We start from the raw sequence: 22,232 nt of genomic DNA on the forward strand, positions 1-22,232 counted from the left end.
ATGACACCGGAGTATCCCCATGAGCCCTGCAATCTCTCGTACTCACCTGCGGTCTGCGCTGCTTAAACCTGTGCTGACCGTGTTGATCACCTCTGCGGCCATGACCCTGGCAGGTCAGGCCTGCGCCCAGGACAGCACTGCCGAAGGCCAGTCGATGCTGGGTGACCGGTTCAACGTCAATTTCGGGCTCGGCATGGCCGTGCTGCCGCGCTACATGGGGGCCGATGAATACCGCAGTCAGGTGGTGCCCATGCTGACGGTCCAGCGCGGTATCTTCTTCGCCGACACCACGCGCGGTCTGGGGCTGCAATGGCAGTCGGATTCCGGGTTCGGTGCCAGCGCTGCACTCAATTACGATTTCGGTCGTACCGAGAAAAACAGTACGAATCGGCCTGGTTCCAACGAGCTGAGAGGGATGGGCACTGTCAAGGGCGCGACCGTTGGCGACTTCATGGTTTCCCAGCAACTCATGCCGTGGCTGTCCGTCAGTGCCGAGGCCGAACTGCGGGTGGCTGGTGAAAAACGTGGCAATCGTTACCGGTTGGGTTTCGAGGGCATCGCCTACCACAGTCAGACCGATACGGTGACCCTCGACATCGATGCGCACGCTGGTGACGGCCGTTACAACCAGACCTATTTCGGCGTGAGCCCGATCCAGAGTCAGCGCACCGGCTTCTCCAGTTTCAGCGCAGACAGCGGCATTTACGCCTACTCGGCGGCGCTCGCCTGGCAGCATACCTTCGACGCCCACTGGTCAACCGTCGCAAGCGTCGGGGTAACGCATTACACCGACCAGACCCGCGGCAGTCCGCTGGTCGAGACCGATGCCGAAGGCAGTGGCCTGATTGCCTTGAATTACGCTTTCTGAAGGGTTGAAGCCTGCCATGCGATTGAATCCTGATGCGTTTCCGGTCCTACGGCGGTGTGTGTCGCGCGCTTGCGGCGTCGTGCTGATCACTCTGATGATCAGTGGCTGCGGTGATAAACAGACGGCCAGCGTTCCGCCTGTCCGGGCTGTCAAGGTTGAGACGGTCCGGGCAGGAGAGGGCGCTGCGTTGCGCTTCATTGGCACCGTTCGGCAGCAGGATCGCGCCAGTCTGGCGTTTGAATCGGCAGGCACCCTGACAGAACTGCGGGCCGACATTGGTGATAGCGTCAAGCCGGGCCAGGTGCTCGCCCGCCTTGATCCGCAGCCTGCGCAATTGCGTCTGCAGGAGGCGCAGGCCGCTTTGCGGCTGGCTCGGGCTCAGGCGCTGGAGCGCCAGCGTAACTACCAGCGTCAGCAAAACCTGCTCGCAGCGGGCAGTGTCGCCCAGAGCGTGGTCGAGTCGGCCCACTCGTCCAGTGAACAAGCCAGCGCCGAGCTGATGCGCACGCAGGCCGAGCTGGACCTGGCCCGTCGCGAACTGGATCGCACCCGCTTGATCGCACCCTTTGCCGGGCGCGTGGTGGCCCGTCATGCACAACCGCAGAGCGTGTTGCCCGCCGGGCAGGTGCTGCTGGATATAGAGTCCGCCGCAGAGCAACAAGTGGTGGCGGCTGTTCCGTTGGCACTTGCCGAGTCGCTTGAGCCGGGCGACCTCGCCAGGGCCTCCAGCAGCGCAGACGGTACGGTAGGGTTTGATCTCGCCCTGGAAGGCATTTCGCCCCGCGCTGATGACGGGCTGGTCAGAACGGCTGTGTTCCGAGTGCTGCGGCCTGCCGGCAGGCTGCCCAGTGGCGTCACGCTGCTTGTGCAAATGCATCCCGCTGCCGACGCACAGTCGCTGTCGGTTCCAGTGCAAGCGTTAAGGATGGGTGCCAACAGCCACCTTGCTGAAGTCTTCGTTTACCAGGCGGGAGGAACAGTCGCCGTACGCTCCGTGACGCTGGGTATGGTCAGAGAAGGTCGGGCACTGGTCGTCAGCGGGCTGGTCGCAGGTGAGCAGGTGGTCACTGCCGGCACCGCTTTTCTGCAGGACGGTCAGCCCGTCACGCTGTTTCATTCAGACACTCGCCTGACCGGTGACGCGCAATGAACCTTACCTCCCGCGCCATGGGCGCAAGCCGCCTGACCCTGTTCGCTGCCTTGCTGATTTTGCTGGCCGGTGTTGTCACGTTTTTGAGCTTTCCTTCTCAGGAAGAACCTTCGGTGACCGTTCGCGACGCATTGGTCAGCGTGTCTCTGGAAGGGCTGTCCGCAGAGCGCACCGAGGAACTGCTCGCCAGGCCGCTCGAAGAGCGTATCCGTGAACTGGCCGAGATCAAGAACGTGCTCACCACGGTCCAGCCTGGCCGAGTGATCGTGCAGGTTACGGCGTATGACAACGTCAAGGATCTCGGGCTGCTGTGGCAACGGCTCCGGGCGAAGGTGAGTGAAACGAGCGGTGGTTTTCCGCCCGGCACCCAAGGGCCTTTTGTCGATGATGATTTCGGTCGCGTCGCCGTGGCTTCGATCGCGCTGACCGCGCCGGGCTTCACCATGGGCGAGATGCGTGGCCCGATCAAGCGCTTGCGTAATCAGCTTTATGAGCTCAAGGGCGTCGATCAGGTCCAGCTGTATGGGCTGCAGGATGAACGCATTTACCTCGACTTCAATCACCAGACGCTGGCCGCCGCCGGGCTTTCCCCGCAACAGCTGCTTCAGCAACTGCAGGCCCGCAACCTGATCGCGACGGGAGGCAACCCGGTCATCGGGCAGCAGAGCACCACGCTTTCGATCAGTGGCGAGGTGCTTTCGCCGGAGCAGCTTCGGCAGTTCCCGGTGCAGTTGCCCAGTGGTCAGAAGGTCGCGTTGCAGAACCTGAGCAGGGTATCGGTGAGCCCTGTCGACCCGCCGGAAACCGAAGCGATCTATCAGGGACAGGATGCTGTGGTACTGGCCGTTTCGATGCAGCCAGGCCTCAATGTGCAAACCTTCGGTGATGCCTTGCGCAAGCGACTCGCTGAGCTGGAGCAGCAACTTCCGACGGGTTTTACCTTGCATGTAGTGACCTTCCAGTCCAGCGTGGTCGAGCACGAGATGAGCAAGATGTATCACGTCATGGCCGAGACGGTGGTGATCGTGATGTGCGTGGTCATGCTGTTTCTGGGCTGGCGCACCGGGCTGGTGGTCGGGGTGATTGTGCCCTTGACCATCCTCAGTACGCTGCTGGTCATGCGCGTACTGGGGATCGAACTGCAGACGGTGTCGATTGCCGCGATCATCCTGGCGCTGGGCTTGCTGGTGGACAACGGCATTGTCATCGCCGAAGACATTGAGCGACGCCTGCATGCGGGGGAGGATCGACAGCGCGCCTGTGAGGAGGCCGGGCGCACCTTGATGATCCCTCTGCTGACTTCTTCACTGGTCATCGTCCTGGCGTTTTCGCCTTTCTTTCTGGGGCAGACCAGTACCAACGAATACCTGCGTTCGCTGGCGGTTGTGCTCGCCACGACGCTGATCAGCTCCTGGCTGCTCAGCATCACGGTGACGCCTCTGTTGTGCTTTTACTTCGCCAGGGTGCCGGCCGGCAAAGCGTCGGCGGATGATGCCGATGAGTATGCATCGCTGTTCTACCGTGGCTATCGCAAGGTCATCGAGCGTTTGCTGAATCACTCGCTGCTCTTCATCGCCTGCATGATGGGTTTGCTGGCGTTGGCGGTCGTGGTGCTGACCCGGGTGCCGTACGATTTTCTGCCGAAGTCGGATCGCATGCAGTTCCAGATTCCGCTGGTGCTCGAGCCCGGCAGCAGCTCGCGAGACACGTCGCGAGCGGTGCGTGATATCAGCCAGTGGCTGAGCAGCGATCAGGATGTGGAACACAGCATTGGTTATGTCGCCAGTGGCGGGCCGCGGATCGTGCTTGGCCTCAATCCCCCGTTGCCCGCGCCGAATATCGCGTATTTCACTGTCAGCGTGCGCGAAGGTGCCGACCTCGATGCGGTGATCGAGCGCACACGGCAGTTTATCCTCGCGCAGCACCCCGAAATCGAAGCGCAGCCCAAACGATTCTCGATGGGCACCACCGAGGCGGGGATTGCGGTCTACCGGGTCATCGGTCCTGATGAGGAAGTGTTGCGCGGTACTGCCCGACAGATCGAGCAGGCATTGTCGGCGTTGCCCGGAACCTTGGATGTCCACGATGACTGGCGGACCCGATTGCTGCGTTACGACGTTGTTGTCGATTCGTACAAGGCCCTGCAGGCCGGTGTTGCCACTCAGGACATCGCCCAGGCCCTGCAACTGAGAAACAGCGGGCTGTCCGTGTCGTCGCTGCAGGATGGCGATACTGCTGTCGCCATTGTGGCGCGCGAGCAGAGCACCCTGAGCAAACCGGGCAATGATCTGGACAGCACATTGATTTATCCGGCTTCCGGGAGCGCGCCGTTGATGTTGTCGGCCATTGCCACTGTCGAGCCCAGGGCCGAGGCATCGACTATTCAGCGGCGTAATCTGCAACGCGCAATCACGGTGGTGGGGCACAATCCGTCAATGACGGCGACCTCGATCGTCGAACAGTTGGCACCGCAGATAGCTGCAATCAGCCTGCCGGCGGGTTACCACATCGAACCGGGTGGCGAAATTGAAGACTCGGCCGAAGCCAATCAGGCGCTGTTGCAGTACATGCCGCATGCACTGGTCGCGATGCTGTTGTTGTTCGTCTGGCAGTTCAATTCGTTCCGCAAGCTGCTGATCGTCATCTCCAGCGTGCCCTTCGTGCTGATCGGCGTGGCGCTGGCGTTGGTGCTCACCGGCTATCCGTTCGGCTTCATGGCCACCTTCGGGCTGCTGTCGCTGGCCGGCATCATCGTCAACAACGCCGTGCTGCTGCTCGAGCGTATCGAGGCTGAGCGCGAGCAAGGCCTGGCGGTGCGTGACGCAGTGGTCCATGCCGCGATCAAGCGCTTGCGGCCGATCGTGATGACCAAACTGACCTGCATCATCGGGCTGGTGCCGCTGATGCTGTTTGCCGGCCCGCTCTGGGAGGGCATGGCGATCACCATCATGGGTGGCCTTGCGTTGGGTACGCTGGTGACACTGGGCCTGATTCCGATCCTCTACGCGCTGCTGTTCGACCGCTTCGAGCGCTGGCGCAAGGCGAGCTGAGCCATGACGGCCGGTGCGTGTGTAGGGTATGGTCCTGAGAAAACCTCGATGATCGAACACAAGGACGAAACACATGCGCTCATTTACCCGCTCGCCACTGGCCGCCCATCTCGCCCTGGCGCTTGCGTTGACAGCCCTGGCGCCATTGGCCATGGCCGAACCGCACAAGGCCATCCAGGCCGATGCCGAGCAATACAAGGACGAAGCCTTGAAGCTGCTGGAGCGTCTGGTGAACATCGACTCGGGTTCCGGGTATGTACCGGGCCTGACCAAGGTCAGCGACATCGCGATCGAAGAACTGAAAAAGCTCGGTGCCACCATCGAGCTCGTTCCAAATACGCGAGAGGCCAGCAACCACGTCATCGCCACCCTGAAAGGCACCGGCAAGGCGAAGATTCTGCTGATGGCGCACATGGACACCGTGTTCAAGGAAGGCTCCGCGGCCGAGCGTCCGTTTCACATCAAGGACGGGCGTGCCTATGGCCCAGGGGTGATGGATGACAAGGGCGGCATCGTTGCGGCTATCTATGCACTGAAGGTGCTGCACAACTTGAAATTCACCGACTACGCGCAAATCACGGTGTTGCTCGATGCCAGCGAGGAGACCGGCTCAGGCGTTGCTACCGAGCTGATCAAGAAAACCGCGAAGGAGCATGACGTGACGCTCAACCTGGAGCCGGGGCGTCCGGCCGACGGTCTGGTGGTGTGGCGCAAAGGCTCGGCAACCGCGCTGGTCGAAGTCAAAGGCAAGGCCTCGCATGCAGGCGTTGCGCCTGAGCTGGGACGTAACGCCGCGACCGAAGTTGCCCATCAGATCCTGCAACTCGGCAAGCTGGGTGACGAGGAGAAGAAAACCACCATCAACTTCACCGTGCTCAAGGCGGGGGATCGCACCAACGTGATTCCCGATCAGGCCAGCGCCAAGGCCGATGTGCGTGCTGCCGTACCGGAGGAGTTCGACCGCGTCGAGCAGGACCTGGCCAGGGTGTCGGCCACCAAGCTGGTGCCTGATACCGAGGTCAAGACCAGTCTGGTCCGTGGCCTGCCACCGATGCCGCAGACCGCGCAGTCCGATGCATTGGTCGCGATGGCGCAAGGCATCTACGGCGAACTGGGTCGCACCCTGACCATCGAGGGCAGCGGCGGGGCGGCGGATTCAAGTCTGTCTGCCAGCGTGGGTACACCAACGCTGGACGGCTTCGGGATTGTCGGCGGCAATATCCATACGCCCGAAGAGTATGCCGAAGTGGGCAGCGTGGCGCCGCGGATCTACTTGCTGTCGCGAATGATCATGAAGTTGTCCGGGCAACAGTGATTCGATAGGCCTCCCGTGCGTGGCGCGGGAGGCTGTAGAGTCGATGACTCGCTTTTAAATAGCTACAGGCTGCAGAGACCCGATACTCCATACAACGGCAGGCGACGCCGATTCTGGCATAGCGGTTCATTGTCGAGTGTTGGCCGACAACTAGTTGTTATTGTTCATCCCCGTTTTGCTCATGCGCCACATCATAGGGTTTGATCGAAACCTGCTGCCTCTGTTTTACACCCTGGCCATGCAAAAAAGACCGTCGGCGCCGCTCCAGGGCCCTGGAAGGTCAGCATGCTTGCGCCTGTTTCCTTAGACCATAGTCATTTTACTAGTGTATCTGCGGCCTTGACACGAGCCGGTTTTCGCGTGCTAGCCGATCAGCATTTCTGCATATATTTAATTATGACCTTAATGCTATGTCGAAAAGATACGCTGTCCTCTATCAATACTAAGCACATGACCCTTGGGCGCTGGCTAAAGGTCAGTGTTGTAAAAATAAGCTTCAAAAAAAGTTCAGCAAATCGGATACAAGGTCGATACAAATATTTGACGCCGCTATGATGGCGCTCTAGTATTGCCCACCTTTTTGATATCAATATGCTACCGCAAGGACGCGCCGTGTATCCTCATGCCCTAAAACTGGCTTTGCTGCTACTGCTCGCCCTCGCGCCAGCTACCTTGCTTGCAGCCACTGCTCCCGCCAGTTTGCCAGGTGACCAGGATCTTATTCGTGACCGTCAGGATCGCCTGCTCGAAGAGCAGCGCCGCCGTCTTGAAGAACTCAAGGACCTGCCGGGCAAACAAGCCGCACCCGCTGCCCCGAGTTCTCCGGCCGATACACGTTGTTTCACCATCAATCGTATCGAGCTCAAGGGCGCCGACTCGCTGTCGGCCGCCGAGCGCGATGCGTTGACCAAGCCCTATATTGGCAAGTGCCTTGGTGTTGCGCAGCTCAATGAGCTTCTGAAAGTCATCACCGATCACTACCTCGAAAAAGGCCTGGTGACGACTCGCGCCTACCTGCCGCAACAGGATCTGTCCACTGGCGACCTGCAAGTGTTGGTCATCGAAGGCAAGCTGGAGCATCTGCGTGGCGATGCCGCCAGCGGTCTGTCGGCGCGTGAGCTGGCCATGACGTTTCCCGGTAAAGAAGGCCAGATGGTCAACCTGCGCGAAATCGAGCAGATGGTCGATCAGCTCAATCGCCTGCCATCCAATCAGGCGCAGATGGAACTGACCCCCGGCCAAGTCGTCGGCGGCAGTGACGTAGTGGTCAAGAACACTCCGCAAAAACCATGGCGGGCCAACCTGTCGCGTACCAACGAAGGTCAGCGCAGCACCGGCGAGCAGCAATGGAACGCTGGCCTTGAGTGGGATAATCCGTCGGGGCTGGCCGACCAGTTCAGCCTGCGCGGCGGCCACGATGCGATCAGCGATCGGCAGAAAGCCTCCCGCAACGCCTCGCTTGCCTACAGCCTGCCGTGGGGCTGGTGGACGTTCAGCTACCTGTACAACACCAGTGAATATCGTTCGGTGGCGCAGGCCTCGAACGTCAACTTCAAGCAGGACGGCGATAGCCAGAACCACCAGTTCAAGGCCGAGCGGGTCGTGTATCGCGACGCGCTGAGCAAGACCTCGCTCAATGCCGGTCTGTCCTACCTGCGCACCAACAATTATGTCGAAGACAGCAAGCTGGCGGTCAGCAGCAATCGCATCACCGAGGCGCAGTTCGGTATCAACCATGGGCGGCGGGTTGGCTCGGCGTTCGTCAACATCGATCTGGGCATGCAGCAAGGCATCGGTGCACTGGACGCGCAGGGCAACCACGATCCTCGCCCGGGTGAGGCTGATGCACGGTATCGCAAATACACCGGCACCCTCAGCTACCTGCACCCCTTTCAACTGTGGGGCGAAAACCTGAGCTTCACCAGCCTGGCCACCGGGCAGCGCAGTGAGGATGTGCTGTTCAGCTCGCAACGCACCAGCCTGGGCGGATCAGCATCGGTGCGCGGTTACAAGGATGAGTTTCTGTCTGGCGACAGCGGTGGTTACTGGCGTAACGAGTTGCGCCTGACTCGCCCGGTCACCCTGGACTGGCTGCGCCCGGTGTTCGCCGAGTATGGCGCGGCTGCCGGTTACGACCAGGGTGTTATTCGCAATGACCGTTACAACGGCAATCAGCATGGGCGCTTGTCCAGTAACTCGTTCGAGCTGTTTACGCGTGGCCAGCACGTTGCTGCCTCAGTGACGTTCGCTCATTCCCTGGAACGTCCCGATGTGATCGAGCGCGAAGCGCCGATCTATTTCCGTATGGACTTTTTCCTCTAATCACACCGTATTCAACCTACCTGTTCCGAGGTCATTTACATGGACGTTCACCAACTGGCTCTGCTTGCTCGTCAGCCTTCTGCTGTGCTGGTCGAGCGCCGGTCTTTCTGGGGAATGCCCAAGCGCGGCCTCGCGCTGATTCTCGCCAATGCGATGTTCTGGCAGCCGATGCTGGTTCAGGCCGAAGGCATTGTGGTCAGCGGCACGAATACCAGCCTGAATCAGGCCGGCAATGGCGTGCCTATCGTCAATATTGCCGCGCCCAATGCCAGCGGCCTGTCACACAACCAGTATCAGCAGTTCAACGTCGACAGCCAGGGCGTCATCCTCAACAACTCCACCAACCAGACCCAGAGCACTCAACTGGGCGGCATCATCGTCGGCAACTCCAACCTGCGCGGCACGGCGGCCACCACCATTCTCAACGAAGTGGTCGGGGCCAACGCCAGTCAGCTTAGAGGCTATACGGAAGTGGCCGGGCAGGCGGCACGTGTCATCGTCGCCAACCCCTACGGCATCAGTTGCAACGGCTGCGGTTTCATCAATACCCCGCAGGTCACGCTGACCACCGGCAAACCGGTGCTGGATGCCAACGGGCAGTTGCAGCGTTTCAATGTGCAGGGCGGCAGCATATCCATCGACGGTGTGGGGCTGAACGCAGACAACGTCGACCAGTTCGACATCATCACCCGTAGTGCGAAGATCAATGCCGAGATACACGCCAAGCGCCTCAACATCATTGCCGGTCGCAACGATGTCGACGCACAGACGCTGAACCCCACCGCCTTGCCTGACGACGGCAGCGCCAAACCGGAACTGGCCGTCGACAGCTCGGCGCTGGGCGGCATGTATGCCGGCGCTATCCGTCTGGTGGGCACCGAGGCGGGTGTCGGCGTCAGGCTGGCTGGCGATCTGGCGGCCAGTGGCGGAGATATCCAGCTTGATGCCAACGGCCACTTGAGCATGATGCAGACCGCTGCCAGCGGTGCTGTGGCGGTCAAGGCCAACAGTGCCGAGGTCAACGGGCCGGTTTATGCTGGGTCGTCACTGGGCATGACCACAGCAGGTGATCTCATCACCCGGCAGAACGTCGCCGCACGCGATGCACTGACACTTTCCGCAGGCGGTCAGATCAATAACACCGCGGTGATCGAGGCGGGCGTCAATGCAGACAACAGCCGCAACACATCGGGCGATGTGACGCTGTCTGCCAACGGGCTGAACAACAGCGGCAGCATCACCGCCAGCCGCGCCCTGCAAGCCAGCATCAGCCAGACCCTGAACAATCAGGGAGCCACACTGAACGGTCAGTCGAGCACACGCATCGTAGCTACTGCCATCGACAATCGTCAGTCAGGCCGAATTTTGAGCCAGGGCGGCACTGTCGATATCAACTCGTCTCAGGTGCTCAACAGCCAGAGTGGGCTGATCAGCAGCAATGGCACTACGACGATCACTGCGGGTTCGCTGGACAACAGCCAGCAAGGCAAGCTGTTCAGCAGCAGCGCTTTGTCCGCCCGTATTTCCGGGCCGTTGCTCAACCAGTTGGGGCTTATCAGCGCCAATGGCGATCTGCTGCTCAACGCGGCAAGCGTGGACAACCGCAGCGCGGAAATCTCCAGTCTCGGCAGTCTGACCTCGACCGTCAGCCAGTTCGACAACCGCGAAAAAGGCCGTCTGCTGGCCAACGGCGCGCTGCAACTGACCTCTGACCACCTGAACAACCAGAACGGCTCGGTCGCCGGACAGCAAGGCGTACAGCTGAATCTGGGGCAACTGACCAACACCGGCAACGGCAGTGTCTACGGCAAAAGCAACCTGAATGTGGCCGTCAACGGCGCTTTGGGCAACGATCAGGGCGTGCTGCGCAGCGACGGCACACTGGCCGTGCGCGCGGCCTCTCTGAGTAACAATAGCGGCAGCGTGACCAGTGCCGGCACGGCTACCGTCAGCACAACAGGCGCAGTCGCCAACCGTGGCGGACAGATTCTGAGCGATGCGGGCCTGACGCTTTCCAGCGGCAGTTTGGATAACAGTCAGAGTGGTCGCATTGCCGGCAATGGCGTGGTGCTCAACACTGGCGCTTTTGACAACCATCAGGACGGCCACGTCACCAGTACCGGCGCGTTTCAACTGAACGCCGGGCTGGTCAACAACAGCGACGCCGGTCGCATCGCCAGCGCCATGGCGCTGACTGCCGTGGTTACCGGCCTTAATCAGACCAACGACGGCCGACTGTACAGCAACAGCGACGTCAGCCTGGACCTGAGCAATGGCCTGTTGACCAACCAGGGCGGCCAGATCACTGCACCTGGTCAGTTGCTGCTGAAAAACCTCACAGTGGTCAATAACCAGAGCGGCAAGATCTCCAGCGCCAACAGCTTCACGCTGGCAGCCACTTCGCTGGACAACACCGACGGTTCGATACTCAGCGATAAAGCGCTCGTTGTGCGCATCAATCAGTTGCTGACCAACCTTCGCGGTCTGGTCTCTGCGACCGGTCTTGATCTGACAGCGGGCTCACTGAACAGCCGCAATGGCGAAATATCCAGCCTTGGCAGTCTGACGGCCAACGTTGGCCAGTTCGATAACCGTGAAAAAGGCCGCCTGCTGGCCAGTGGCGCGCTGCTGTTGACTGCGGACGGCTTGAACAACCTGAACGGGATCGTTTCCGGTCAGCAGGGCGTGCAACTGAACCTGGGGCAATTGAACAATACCGGTGGGGGCAGCGTTTACGCTAAGGATGCGCTGAACCTGACGCTGGGCGGTGTGTTGCAAAACGATCAGGGCGTATTGCGCAGTGATGGCGCAATGGACCTCAAGGCAGCCGGTCTGGCCAACACCAACGGCAGTGTGACCAGTGCCGGCACAGGTGTGCTCAATTTCAATGGCACGATGGTCAATCAGGGTGGGCAGATAGTCAGCGATGCACAACTGACACTCACCAGTGGCAGCCTTGATAACAGCCGGAGCGGTCGTATTTCCGGTAAAGGTCTGGTGCTCGGTACTGGAGTCTTCGACAACCATCAGGACGGCCGCCTGACCAGTACCGGCGCACTCCAGCTCAATGCCGGGCTGGTCGACAACAGTGACGCCGGTCGTATTGCCAGCGCCATGGCTCTGACTGCCGTGGTTACGGGCCTCAATCAGACCAATGACGGGCGCTTGTACAGCAACAGCGATGTCAGCCTGGACATGAGCAATGGCCTGCTGAACAACCAGAGCGGGCAAATAACCGCTCCTGGTCAGCTGCTGCTGAGAAATCTGAACGTCGTCAATAACCAGAGCGGCAAGATCTCCAGCGCCAACGATTTCACGCTGGCAGCGACTTCGTTGGACAACACTGACGGCTCGCTGGTCAGCGACAAAGCGTTGATCGTGCGTATCGCTCAGCTGCTGACCAACCTGCGCGGGCAGATCTCCGCCAACGGCGTCACCCTGAGCGCCGCAGCGTTGGATAACCGCAACGCCGAACTGTCCAGCCTGGACAGCCTGACGGCCACCATAGGCCAGTTCGATAATCGCGAAAAAGGTCGCCTGCTGGCCAATGGCGCGCTGCTATTGACCGCGGGCGGCTTGAATAACCTGAACGGGATCGTTTCCGGGCAGCAGGGCGTGCAACTGAACCTGGGCCAACTGAACAATACCGGTGGGGGCAGCGTTTTTGCCAAAAGCAGTCTTGGTCTGACCGTCAGCGGGACACTGAAGAATGATCAGGGTGTGCTGCGCAGCGACGGTTCACTGACCGGGAGTGCAGCCTCGCTGGCCAACAGCGCGGGCAGCGTCAGCAGCGCCGGTGTTGCGTCGATCATTATCAATGACGGCGTTGTCAACCGGGGCGGGCAGATACTCAGCGACGCGCAACTGACACTCACCAGCGCCAGCCTCGATAACAGCCAGAGCGGGCGCATTGCCGGTAAAGGTCTGGTTCTCAGTACCGGAGCCTTCGACAACCATCAGGACGGCCGCCTGACCAGTACCGGTGCACTTAAGTTGAATGCCGGGCTGGTCAACAACAGCGACGCCGGGCGCATCGCCAGCGCCATGGCCCTGACTGCCGTGGTCACCGGCCTTGATCAGACCAACGACGGCCGGCTGTACAGCAACAGCGATGTCAGCCTGGACCTGAGCAATGGCCTGTTGACCAACCAGGGTGGCCTGATCAATGCGCCTGGCCAGTTGCTGCTGAAAAACCTGAACGTGGTCAACAACCAAGGCGGTGAAATCTCCAGTGCCAACGGTTTCACGCTGGCGGCCACTTCGTTGGACAACACCGAGGGTTCGCTGCTCAGCGACAAAGCGCTGATCGTGCGTGTCGATCAGTTGCTGACCAACCTGCGCGGCAAGATTTCCGCCAATGGCCTCAATCTGAGTGCTGCAACGCTGGACAACCGCAGCGCGGAAATTTCTAGTCTGAGCACCCTGACTGCCAACATCGGCCAGTTCGACAACAGCGCGAAAGGGCGTCTGCTGGCCAACGGCACAATGCTGCTGACAGCCGATAACCTGAATAACCAGAACGGCGTGGTTTCCGGACAGCAGGGCGTTCAGCTGAATCTGGGACAGCTGAACAACTCCGGCGCTGGCAGCGTTTATGCAAAAAACACACTGGGTCTGACTCTCACCGGGGCATCGAATAACGATCAGGGCGTACTGCGCAGTGACGGCACGCTGGACCTGAAAGCAGCTTCTCTGGCCAACACCGGCGGTCGAGTCACCAGCGCCGGTGCTGCCACATTGAAAGTCGATGCTGCCGTCGTCAACCAGGGCGGGCAGATCATCAGTGATGCAGGTCTGACGCTTTCCAGCGGCAGCCTGGATAACAGCCAGAGTGGTCGCATTGCGGGCAATGGCGTGGTGCTTACCACTGGCGCTTTCGACAACCATCAGGACGGCCGCCTGACCAGTACCGGCGCACTCCAGCTGAATGCCGGGCTGGTCAACAACAGTGACGCCGGTCGTATTGCCAGCGCCATGGCCCTGACCGCAGTGGTCACCGGCCTGAACCAGACCAACGATGGCCGGTTGTACGGCAACGGTGATGTCAGCCTGGACCTGAGCAACGGCCTGCTGACTAACCAAGGCGGCCTGATCAACGCGCCGGGCCAGTTACTGCTGAAAAACCTGAGCGTGGTCAACAACCAGAGCGGTGAAATCTCCAGTGCCAATGGCTTCACGCTGGCCGCGACCACGCTGGATAACACCGAAGGTTCGGTGATCAGCGACAAAGCCTTGATCGTGCGTGTCGCCCAGTTGCTGACCAACCTGCGTGGCCTGATTTCCGCCACCGGTGTCGAGCTGAGTGCCGCGACGCTGGACAACCGCAACGCGGAGCTCTCCAGCCTTGGAGAGCTGACCGCAACCGTTGGCCAGTTCGATAACAGTGGCAAGGGCCGTTTACTGGCCAATGGTACGTTGCTGCTCAACGCCGACAGCCTGAACAACCAGAGCGCAGGTGCCGTTTCCGGCCAGCAGAGTGTGCAGTTGAACGTCGGGCAACTGATCAACACGGGCGGTGGCAGCGTCTACGCCAAAAACAGTCTGGGTCTGAAAGACTCGGGCGTCCTCAGCAACGATCAAGGGACATTGCGCAGCGATGGCACGCTGGTGTTGAGCGCCGCTTCTCTGGGCAATACTGCCGGTAGTATCACCAGCTCCGGCAACTCGTCCCTGACGGTCGATGGTGCCGTGGTGAACCGTGGCGGGCAGATCCTGAGTGATGCAACCCTGACGCTGACCAGCGCCAGCCTGGACAACAGCCAGAACGGTCGTATCGCCGGCAAGGGCGTGAAGCTCGTCACCGGTGCTTTTGACAACCAGCAAGGCGGCCGCCTGACCAGTACCGGAACCCTCCAACTCGATGCAGGGTTGGTCAACAACAGCGACGCCGGTCGTATTGCCAGCGCCATGGCCCTGACGGCCGTGGTCACCGGTCTGAATCAGACTAACGATGGCCGTCTGTACAGCAACAGTGACGTCAGTCTCGATTTAAGCAAAGGCGTGCTGAACAACGACGGCGGTCTGATTACCGCACCGGGCCAGTTGCTGCTGAAAAATCTCAATGCAGTCAGCAACCGCAGCGGTGAAATTTCCAGCGCCAACGGCTTCACCCTGGCCGCTACGTCGCTGGACAACACCGCTGGCTCGGTGCTCAGCGACAAAGCGCTGATCGTGCGTGTTGACCAACTGCTGACCAACCTGCGCGGTCTGGTGTCTGGTAACGGTATCGATCTGACGGCCAATGAGCTGAATAACAACAGTGGCAGCCTGAGCAGCGATGCCGACTTGCTGGTAAACGTCACTGGCCAGCTGTCGAGCCGCAGCGGCGAGCTGACCAGCGCCGGTAACACGACCCTGAATGCGCTGAGCCTCGATAACGCCGCTGGCCAGGTCATGGCTGACCGGTTCCTGAAACTGGTGATCACTGAAACCATCGATAATCAGGCCGGAACGCTGGGCGCAGGGCAGGGTATCGACATCGGTGCTGCGAGTCTGGACAACCGCCAGTCCGGTGTACTGGTCACAGATGGCCAACTGACTCTGAAACTGAGCGGCGCACTGGACAATCGCGCGGGTGGCAGCCTGCAAGCCAAAGGCTTGATGGACCTGTCGAGCAAGACGCTGGATAACCGTGGCGGCCGTATTGCCGCGCAGAACCTGTTGATCGTGCATAGCGACAGCGTCGATAACCGTGGCGGTGCGATTCGCGCCGAGAAAGGCCTGCAGCTGTTCGTCGATGCCCTCGACAATAGCCAGACCGGTCTGAGCACCACGCAAAAAGGCCTGATCAACAGCAATGCCGGTCTTGAACTGGTCGGCACGCATCTGGATAACCAGAACGGTCTGCTCAACGCCGCTGGCCTGATGCAGTTGCAGGTCGACAGCGTTGTCAACGGCAACGGTCGTATCGCCAGTCAGGCTGACATGATTGCCAATATCGGCAGCCTTACCCAGCAGGGCGGCGAGCTGGTTGCGCAGGGCAATCTGACCCTGACCGGCAAAACCCTCGACAACCGGTCGGGCGGCCTGGTGGGCTCTACAAAAGCGCTGAAAATCGATGTTGCCGACATCGACAATAAGTCCGGTGAACTGTCCAGCCAGATCGGTGTGGACATCATTGGTCAGACGCTCGACAACAGTGACGGCGGCAAGGTCCTCGCCGGTACGGCGCTGGGGCTGAAAGTGGCGCGTGTGATCAACCTCAACAAAGGCCTATTGTTCGGTAACACCCTGCGTCTCGACGGTGCACGGCTGGATAACGCAGGCGGTACGCTGGCCAGCCAGAAGGACATGAACATTGATGTGTCCGGTGCGCTGGACAACAGCGCTGGTCTGCTCAGCAGTGAAGCGGCGTTGACGATCAATGCCGCCTCGCTGCAAAACGCAGCAGGCAGCCTGTCCAGTGCCGATGCCTTGAGCGTCACCACCACCGGCGCTCTGGAGAACCAGGCGGGCTCCGTTACTACCGACGCCACGCTGACACTGACCAGCGCCAGCCTGAACAACAGTCAGGCGGGCAAACTGGCTGGCAAGGGCGCCACGCAGGTCACCACCGGCACGTTCGACAACAGCCAGGGCGGTCGCCTGACCAGCAGCGATACCCTGCGATTGACGGCAGGCAAGGTCATCAACCAGAGCGCCGGACGTATTGCCAGTGCGCTGGCGTTGACGGCCAGCGTGACCAGCCTCGACCAGCAGGGTGGTGAGCTGTTCAGCAACACCTCGCTGAGCCTCGATCTGAACAACGGCCAGTTGAATAATCAGGGCGGTCTGATCAACGCCCCGGGCATGTTGCTGCTGAAGAATCTCAACGGCGTGGCCAACCAGAACGGCGAAATCTCCAGCGCAAAGGCCTTTACCCTGAACGCCAACAGTCTCGATAACAGTGGCGGCAAACTGCTCAGCAGTCAGGCTCTGACGCTGATCGTCAACAAGGCGCTGAGCAACGTCAAAGGTACGATTTCCGCTGCGGCCCTTAATACTCGCAGCGACAGCCTGGACAACACCGAAGGCTTGATAAGCAGCCGCGCAGCTCTGGACTTGATGGTCAATACCGCCCTGACCAACGTCAAGGGCACGCTGGTCGGCGACGCTGACATGACGCTGAACGCCGCGACCGTGGACAACCGCCTCGGCCAGATCGCCAGCAAACAGAACCTCAACGCACGGATCGGCAGCCTTCTACAGCAGAACGGCCAGATGCTTGCCCAAGGCACATTGACCTTGCGTGGCGACGCGCTGGACAACCGTCAGAACGGTTTCATCGGCGCAACCCAAGCCCTCGGTATCAATGTCACCAGCATCGATAATCGCGGCGGTGAACTGTCCAGTCAGGACGTGATTACCCTGACCGGCCAGCAACTGAACAACAGCGACAGCGGTCAGGTGCTGGCGCAGAAAGCCTTGAATCTGAACGTTGCGCAGATCACCAACCGAACCAACGGTCTGCTCTCCAGCCAAGGCGGCTTGACGCTGGTCGGTAGCACCCTGGACAACACCGGTGGTGCGCTCAGTGCCCTCAAAGCCTTGGGTATCGACCTGTCTGCAGCATTCGATAACACTCAAGGCCTGATCAGCAACGAAGATGTCCTGACGGTAAAGACCAGCAGTCTGACCAATACCGCAGGCAGCATTTCCAGCGCTGGAAAACTGACCCTCGACAGCACCGGGGCAATCAGCAACCAGGGCGGCAAGCTTTTGACCGACGGCGCACTGGACCTGAAAAGTGCCAGTCTTGATAACAGCCAGAAAGGCAACATCAGCGGCAAAGGCCTGCTGACCCTGAAGACCGGGGATTTTGACAACAGCCATAACGGTCGCGTCAGCAGCAGTGATCGTCTGGACCTGACGACCGCACGACTGACCAACAGCGATGGCGGCAGCATCGGCAGCAGCCAGGCACTGACCGCCAGTGTCAGCCGCCTGAGTCAGCAGGGCGGTAGCCTGTTCAGCAACACCTCCTTGAGCCTGGACCTGAACAACGGCCAGCTCGACAACCAGGGCGGTTTGATCAACGCGCCGGGCGCACTGCTGCTGAAAAACGTCAACGAGGTTCTGAATCAGAACGGCGAAATATCAAGCGCTCAGGCGTTTACCGTCAACGCGCAACAACTGGATAACAGCGGCGGCAAACTGCTCAGCAACCAATTGCTGACCCTGCGCATCGCCCGTGCGCTGACCAACGTCAAAGGCATGATCGCCGCAGCCGGTGTCGATGCCACCGCCAATACCCTCGATAACACAGGCGGTACACTGACCAGCCGCAACAACCTGGACCTGACGGTTACCGGTCTGCTCACCAACCGTGACAAAGGACTGATCAATGCTGCTCAGGCGCTCAAGGTGGGCACGGCCAGTCTCGATAACCAGAACGGCCAGGTGCTGGGCGGCACCAGCCTGATCCTCAACGCCACATCGATCAACAACATCGCCAAAGGCCTGATCAACAGTACCGGCACCCTGAACCTGACGGCGGGCAGCCTGGATGCTGGCAACAGCGGCGAAGTGTCGGCCACGCGTGACATGACTATGGTCCTCAATGCACTGTCGCTCAATGGCGGACGCGTGATGGGCGACGCCGGTTTGTCCATCGACATGCAAGGCAACGACCTCAACAACCTCGGCGGCTTGATTTCGGCAGACGGTTCGCTGACCCTTAACCGCATTCGCGACCTGAATAACCAGTCTGGCGAGGTCTCCAGCGCACAGAGTTTCAGGTTCGATGGCCGCACCCTCAACAACAGTAGCGGCAAGCTGATCAGCAGCAACGTGCTGACAGTCAACGCGACCAACCTGCTCAACCAGAACGGCCTGATCTCCGGCTGGCAGGGCCTGAACGTTTCCGGCAATCGACTCGATAACCGTACCAATGGCACCTTGTCCAGCCGCAACGGCAACCTCGTTACAACCCTGACCGGTGAATTGCTCAACGGCGGCAACGGTGCGTTGGTCAGCCAGAACACACTGAGCGTAACCGCTGACAGCCTCGACAACAGCGGCGGCATCCTCTCCAGCGGAACCGGCCAGACCCTGACCGTCGCGGGCCTGCTGAACAACAGCCAGAACGGCCTGATTGACAGTGGTGCAGGGCTGACCATCAAAGCCAATGCCCTGAACAACGCGGCCGGTAACCTGACGGCCCAACAGGGTTTCAGCTTCGAAGGCAGCAGCCTCGACAACAGCGCCGGTAACCTGAGCAGCAAGGCCGATATGACACTCGACCTGCTGGGCAGCCTGACCAACACCAGCGGCAAGCTGGCCAGCGGCGGTAACCTGCTGTTGCGGCGCAGCGCGGCGATCAACAACCAGGCCGGGCAACTGATCAGCCAAAGCCTGATGACCCTCAACACATCCGGGCAACTGGATAACCGCAACCGCGGCACAATCGCAGCCAACAACACACTGACAGTCGTCGCGGGTGGCAGTGTCCTCAACGATGCTGATGGCTTGATCTATAGCCAGAACGCCGATGCGCATTTGAATGCAGCGAGCCTCTCCAACGTTCGTGGCGCGGTCCAGAGCGTCGGCGCACTGGTTGTGGATGTCGCTGATACCGTCAACAACCAGAACGGCCGGATCATCGCGCAGAACGGCGACCTGAACCTGACCGGTGCCAACCTCTACAGTCAGGGCGGAGTGCTATCCAGCCTGCAAGGTCTGTTCACCGCGAAACTGGCCGGCGTGCTGAAAAATGGCTATGACGCCAATCGCCAGGGCGGTGTCATTCAGGCGCAACGCCTCAACCTGACCGCGCTGGGCGGCTTCGACAACTACGGCGGCCGAGTCTCCGCGCGCGGCGGCGAAGCGCTGATCACTACCCCCGGCTTCGACAACCGCAACGGCGGCCTGTACGCCAAAGGCCTGGTGCGGGTCAACGGTGGCAACTTCGACAACAGTGGCGACAACGACGGCCAGATCGCTGGCGGCCAGGTTGAACTGAACCTGAGCGGCGCGCTGAACAACCGCTTCGGCATCATCGAAAGCGACAGCACCCTGGCCGTGACAGCTGCCAGTCTGGACAACCAGACCGGGCAACTGCGCGCGCTGGGCGGTGGCGGCGCCACAAACTTCCAGATCGGCAACCTGTTCGACAACCGCAACGGCACCCTGGAAAGCGCCAACAGCGACCTGACTCTCAACGCTGGCAACTTCCTCAATGGGGGCGGTTCGCTGCTGCATACGGGTAATGGCACGTTTAATATTTCTACGGCCAACGTCACCAATGCTGGCGGCAGCATTGTTACTCGCGGTGGTTTGACACTGAGTGCTGATAGCTGGACCAACAGTAACGTTATCCAGGCCGGGCGCCTCACCGTCAACGTCAATAACTTCAGCCAGACCGCCAGCGGCCAGTTGCTGGCATCGAACAGCCTCGTGGGCAATGGTGGCAATTGGAATAACGATGGATTGATCGCCAGTGACGGCTCGCTAAGCCTCAACCTCGGCGGTACATACGGCGGCAATGGCCGTCTCAGCAGCCTAGGAACGCTCGGGCTGAGTGCGGCACAAGTGAACCTGAGCGCCGCTTCGACCATATCCGGCGGCGGTGAAACCTCGGTGACCATGGGGGGGCAACTGAACAATGCCGGTCGCCTGACCTCGGCGACTAATCTGACCATCAACGCGGGGAGCATCAACAACCAAGGCACGCTGGGCAGCGGTCAGGCTTTGACTGTGACCACCGGCTCGCTGGTCAATGACCGTGGGCTGATCTTCAGTGGCAACAACATGAGCCTGCGCGTCAGTTCGCTGAACAACAGCTACGCCAACATCTACAGCTTGGGCAATCTCACGATTGACCGTAACGGGCAAGGCGCGCTTGCCGACAGCATTGTCAACAGTTCTGCGTCGATACAAAGCGACGGCAGCATGAGCCTCGCGGCGAGCACAATACAAAACGTCCGCGCCCTGTTGACCACCAGCAATGGCGGTATCTATACCGCCAGGATTGATGAGGGAGCGTGCAATCGCGAGTTTTATAACAACGACTGCGGCGGTGGCAAAGCAACTCATACCTGGGAAATAACCCAGCGTGAAAAGCTTGAAGTGACCGCAGCCAGTGCTGCGTCCGGCATTACCGCTGGCGGTAATCTGAACATCAACGGCGGTGATCTGTTCAACCAAAGCAGCACCATCGTCACCAGCGGTAACCTCAACGCTACGCTGAACAACCTGAACAACACCGGCATAGAGGCCAGCGACACCGAAACAGTGCGCGTGTACCGCAGCGCCCGTACTAGCAACGCCGGGGCCTGGACCAACGCCGCAAGCGACTTCACTGAAAAGTACTGGTTTACCAGCAGCGGTTATAACGCCAACAACCTCAGCGGCCTGGAACCGGCAATGGCGGACTTCATCGCCATCACCGAGACAGAGATGCCTGAGTTCCGCAAGGTCACTCAGCTGTCAACCGGCGACCAGAGCTATGCCGCCATTATCCAGGCCGGTGGCGCGGTAAACGTCAACGCGAGCAAGAATATCGGCAACAACGTCGTACGCGCTGGTTACAGCTACGTGAGCGGCGGTTCTCGCACTGACACCAATGCTCCGGGCAGTCAATTCTCCACACGCATTACTGTCAATCAGCAACTGCCGCCAGACCTGGCCCAACAACAAGTCAATCCTTTGAGCCTGCCAGGCTTCAGCCTGCCGACCGGGCAGAACGGCCTGTTCCGCCTGAGTGGCCAGACCGGCACCGCAGCCACTGTCGCTCAACCTGTAGGCCTGTCGCAAAGCTGGACAATGGGCAGCGCAGCGGTGTCCGTCGCGCAACGAGAGCACACCGTTTCAGACGCACAGGCAAGCACCATCCAGATTGGCTCGGTGGGCCAGATATCCAACGCCACCCGCCAGCTTGCTTCCGTCACACGGCAAAGCGCAGGCGTAAGCGCCAATGCAACTGCTTTTGATACCAGCGCTCCAGGTGCCGCACCTATTGGTGGGCTAGTGCTGCCAAGCCATACCTCTGATTCCGCAGGTGTCACCAGCGTCGGCAGCGTGACCGGCATTGCGACGGGCAATCAGGGCAGCGGCGTATTGTTGCCTGTCCAGAATGCAGGATCGACGGCAGGTGTTGCGGCTATCACCGCCATTTCTTCCGGTAACTCGGCCGCGGAAAACGCTGGTATGGTGCAGGGCACCCAGGTCAACAAGGCCGGTCAGATTGTAAATGATACGCAAGGTAGCTTGGTCAGCGTTGTCAATCAGGCTACGACCGGTGCCCAGTCAGGCGCGACTGCGGCAGTCACTCAGGTGGTTGTAAGTGCTCAAGGCGGAACGGTCATTGCACCGGTTCGCAGCGCTGTGGCTGCTCCGGTCAGTCCTGTCACTGCTGCTGTTCTAAACCCTGTCACGACCACGCCTGCTTCAACCGCTATCACTCAGCCCGCCACAGTGGCACAGGCCAGCGCTATTACGCCGCTCGTTTCGGCGGCAGCGCAAACGGTGACCCGAGTAGAAGGCTTGCCAAGCAGCAATTTCGTCTCCAAACCGCAAAAATACCTGATCGAAACCAACCCGGTCCTCACT

General features: G+C 60.3%; 6 protein-coding genes. All 6 read left to right on the forward strand.

The features are described 5' to 3' along the window. The first annotated feature begins 19 nt into the window (after positions 1–19). Entirely contained in the window at positions 20–868 is an 849-nt protein-coding gene (locus LCH65_RS24690; protein ID WP_003435876.1) for a MipA/OmpV family protein, read from the forward strand. A gap of 16 nt (positions 869–884) precedes the next feature. After that, positions 885–2,018: an efflux RND transporter periplasmic adaptor subunit gene (locus tag LCH65_RS24695; RefSeq protein ID WP_099266160.1), complete on the forward strand. Its 1,134-nt coding sequence runs from the start codon at positions 885–887 to the stop codon at positions 2,016–2,018. After that, positions 2,015–5,068: an efflux RND transporter permease subunit gene (locus tag LCH65_RS24700; RefSeq protein ID WP_099266159.1), complete on the forward strand. Its 3,054-nt coding sequence runs from the start codon at positions 2,015–2,017 to the stop codon at positions 5,066–5,068. The genes LCH65_RS24695 and LCH65_RS24700 overlap by 4 nt, the downstream gene beginning before the upstream one ends. A 73-nt stretch (positions 5,069–5,141) precedes the next feature. After that, complete coding sequence (locus tag LCH65_RS24705) at positions 5,142–6,383, forward strand: M20/M25/M40 family metallo-hydrolase (RefSeq protein WP_226439879.1); 1,242 nt, start codon at positions 5,142–5,144, stop codon at positions 6,381–6,383. 612 nt (positions 6,384–6,995) lie between these two features. Further along, positions 6,996–8,705, forward strand: coding sequence for a ShlB/FhaC/HecB family hemolysin secretion/activation protein (locus LCH65_RS24710; RefSeq protein ID WP_054081051.1), 1,710 nt, complete (start codon positions 6,996–6,998; stop codon positions 8,703–8,705). Positions 8,706–8,744: 39 nt separating this feature from the next. Next, the coding region (locus tag LCH65_RS24715; RefSeq protein WP_226439880.1) for a filamentous hemagglutinin N-terminal domain-containing protein at positions 8,745–22,232 on the forward strand (13,488 nt) is incomplete at its 3' end.

Source organism: Pseudomonas sp. MWU16-30316 (genome assembly GCF_020515645.1).
In the GTDB taxonomy this organism is placed as follows: Bacteria; Pseudomonadota; Gammaproteobacteria; order Pseudomonadales; family Pseudomonadaceae; genus Aquipseudomonas; species Aquipseudomonas cerasi.

Excerpts from the sequence above, each read along its gene's own strand:
- LCH65_RS24700 (WP_099266159.1), top strand. The coding sequence starts at position 2,015 with ATGAACCTTACCTCCCGCGCCATGGGCGCAAGCCGCCTGACCCTGTTC.
- LCH65_RS24705 (WP_226439879.1), top strand. The coding sequence starts at position 5,142 with ATGCGCTCATTTACCCGCTCGCCACTGGCCGCCCATCTCGCCCTGGCG.
- LCH65_RS24690 (WP_003435876.1), top strand. The coding sequence starts at position 20 with ATGAGCCCTGCAATCTCTCGTACTCACCTGCGGTCTGCGCTGCTTAAA.
- LCH65_RS24695 (WP_099266160.1), top strand. The coding sequence starts at position 885 with ATGCGATTGAATCCTGATGCGTTTCCGGTCCTACGGCGGTGTGTGTCG.